The organism is Streptomyces sp. NPDC007162 (assembly GCF_040634175.1).
Taxonomy (GTDB): Bacteria; Actinomycetota; Actinomycetes; order Streptomycetales; family Streptomycetaceae; genus Streptomyces.
In genome coordinates this window covers 1-2,656 of the sequence record NZ_JBEYFC010000829.1, presented here as the reverse complement: position 1 = coordinate 2,656, position 2,656 = coordinate 1, and the positions used below count along the sequence as shown (strand labels likewise).

Sequence of the window (2,656 nt, the reverse complement as noted above, 5' to 3'; positions counted from 1 at the left end):
TTCTCATCAACTCTCCCCCCCGGGGGGCCGGGGCCGCCCCCGCCCGGGGGCGCCGCCCCTCACGCCTGTGTCACATGCCCCGGCGCGGGCCCGGCGGAAGCGCCGCGGGCACCGGTGTCATCCCGGGCTCCTGGGACCGGCCGAGCGGCCCGATCCGCTGCCACTGCGGCGGCTGCGGTTGGTCGACGCCGTGCCGGGCGCTGTAGGCGCCCGCGCTGTACGCGCTGTACGAGTTCCCCTGGTACAGCCCCGGGGCGTGCGTGCCGGTGCTGAACGGGGCGGTCCCGAAGGCGGTGAATCCCATTGCCTCCTCCCCGCTGCGGTCACCCGGCAGCGTGCGGAAGCTCTTGACCCACTCCGTGTAGAGCGAGTCGTAGATCGGCGTGGCCGAGTGCCCGCGCGAGGCATCCTGAGCCACCCGGGCGGACGGAACGGTGGAGAAGGACGGCCGGCGAGGCGGAAGGTCGTATGCGTGCACGTATGTCCAAACGACCGGATTCGCGAAGAGATGCGGCTCGTCTTTGCTCCGGGCGGCCCTCAGACCCCCGCGAGCGGCAGCGCGGCCGCCACCAGCTTCCCGTTGGCCGCGGCCTTGTCGATCGCGTCGCGCAGCAGGTCCTCCCGGGGCTGCCGCCCGATCGACCCCACCGGTGCCGCGAACATCAGCACCTGCTGGTGCTTGTTCGCCGCCGCCCGCCACCCGTCCGTCACCTGCAACGGCTGGTGCGCCTGCCACCAGGCCACCGGCTGCCCGCCGTTCGCCCCCGGCTGGAGCACCGCGTGCAGCTGACCCACCGCCAGCAGCACCGACCATCCGTGCAGCACCGGCGGCACCGCGGTGAGCTGCGGTACCGGCATGAAGCCCTGCTCGATCAGCAGCGGCAGGAAGTCGTCGCCCACCCCGTCCGTGCCGGGCCGCACGATCGGCGAGGTCGGCTCGACGACGAGCGCGGGGTGCAGCTCCCCGGCGATCAGCACGAGCCCGCTGGTCACCCCGAGCACCGCCTGCTCGGGCACCGACCTCTGCTGCGCGCCGGGCGCGCTGTCACCGCTGATCGAGCGGACGGCGCCCTGCAACTGCTCCTCGGTGACCTGGACGACCTGCGAGGGCAGGCAGGTGGCGTGGGCGAAGGCGAGGACGGCGGTCTCGTCCCCGACGAACAGGACGGTGCTGGTGCGCTCCTGTTCGGAGTCGCCCGGGGTGCGGCAGGACGTGCAGTCGTAACTGCCGGGGGCGTTGTCTCCGGCGAGCAGCCGGTCGGCTTCTTCGTCGCCGATCTCGGCGCGTACCTCGTTGCTGACGTCGAGCATGCGCGGCACGGTGGCTCCCTCGGGATGCGGTGCGTGAAGGGCCGGGTGGCTCCCGGTCCGTGAGCCCCTCGGGGTTGCGGGCTCATGAAGAAGACAACGGGCGATCTGTGGTGGGGGTCACGCATCACGGGGATCGGGATCGAACCAACCACTGCACACGGTCACCCTTCGTCCGGAATGGCCTACTCAAAGTCAACTCTTCGCAAGCCAAAGGGGTTTGGCACGGTGAACTGAATCACAGATCCGTCGAACCCGTGGTCGACAAATCCTGAAATCAAGGAATGTAGTGGGTGGCCGAAAATCGCCGCTACCTCCGGTAACGCCGAACTGGCCTGCCCTGACGGGGAGTTGGTTGATTTCGGACGTTCCCCGTCTCTAGATTCCTCCGCCGTGTGCAACGAGCACCGCTCGGGTACGTCCGCCGGCCGAAGCAGGCAGAGCACCACCGCAGCACCGGCCGCGGCGGACGGGGCGAGTGCGGGAACCGCGTCCATCGCGCGGGGACCGTGCCTCGCCCTGGGGGAGCCCGGGTACGTGGAGAGGGAAATACATGTCCGAGTGTGCCGATACCACCCGTGAGACCGTCGCGAAGAACGGCTCCCGCAAGGGCCGTACGACCGCCACCCTGGCCGGAGCGGCGCTGCTGGCCCCGCTGGGCCTGCTGGCGGCGACCGGCAACGCCGCGGCGGCGGACAACGGAGTGTGGGACCGCATCGCGCAGTGCGAGAGCGGCGGCAACTGGCACATCAACACCGGCAACGGCTACTACGGCGGACTCCAGTTCTCCGCCTCCACCTGGCGCGCGTACGGCGGCACCGCCTACGCGTCGACGGCCGACCAGGCCTCCAGGGAAGCGCAGATCGCCGTCGCCACCAAGGTCCAGCACGCCCAGGGCTGGGGCGCGTGGCCGGTCTGCTCGGGCCGGGCCGGGGCGAGCGGCTCGGCGCCCGAGAACGCCTCGGTGACCACGAGGAGCGGCACGGAGTCGGCGACGAGGTCGACGCCCGTCCGCAAGTCGGAGCCCACCTGGAAGTCGGCTCCCGCGGCGAAGGCTCCGCAGCGCTCGACGGGCCACAGCGGCCGCAGCTCGGCCCGGGGCGACTACACCGTCCGTGCGGGCGACACCCTGAGCCGGATCGCCGAGCGGCACGGCACCACCTGGCAGCGCCTCTACGCCGCCAACAAGGCCGTCATCGGTGACGACCCGAACCTCATCGTGCCCGGGCAGCGCCTCGCGTTCTGACGCGCGCCCCCGCACCGCCTCGCCTCGCCTCGCCCCGCCCGGTCCGAACCGGGCGGGGCGAGGCGCGTTCCGGGGCGGCATGTGCATGTTCCGAAACGGGGC

3 protein-coding genes are annotated in these 2,656 nt (G+C 71.8%); 1 reads left to right on the top strand and 2 read right to left on the bottom strand.

Annotated features, from left to right (window positions below):
* Positions 1-70: 70 nt before the first annotated feature.
* Both ABZ646_RS44575 and ABZ646_RS44570 read right to left on the bottom strand, forming a co-directional pair.
* Complete coding sequence (locus ABZ646_RS44575) at positions 71-478, bottom strand: hypothetical protein (RefSeq protein WP_360532937.1); 408 nt, start codon at positions 476-478, stop codon at positions 71-73.
* Positions 479-537: 59 nt separating this feature from the next.
* On the bottom strand, positions 538-1,320 hold the full coding sequence (locus ABZ646_RS44570; protein ID WP_360532934.1) for a hypothetical protein: 783 nt from the start codon (positions 1,318-1,320) through the stop codon (positions 538-540).
* Between the two features lie 541 nt (positions 1,321-1,861).
* On the opposite strand from ABZ646_RS44570, the gene ABZ646_RS44565 reads away from it, so the two are divergent.
* Complete coding sequence (locus tag ABZ646_RS44565) at positions 1,862-2,554, top strand: transglycosylase family protein (protein ID WP_360532931.1); 693 nt, start codon at positions 1,862-1,864, stop codon at positions 2,552-2,554.
* The last annotated feature ends 102 nt before the right edge of the window (positions 2,555-2,656 follow it).

What these genes read in the sequence shown, in the direction of transcription:
- ABZ646_RS44565 (WP_360532931.1), top strand. Translation starts at nt 1,862, where the DNA reads ATGTCCGAGTGTGCCGATACCACCCGTGAGACCGTCGCGAAGAACGGC.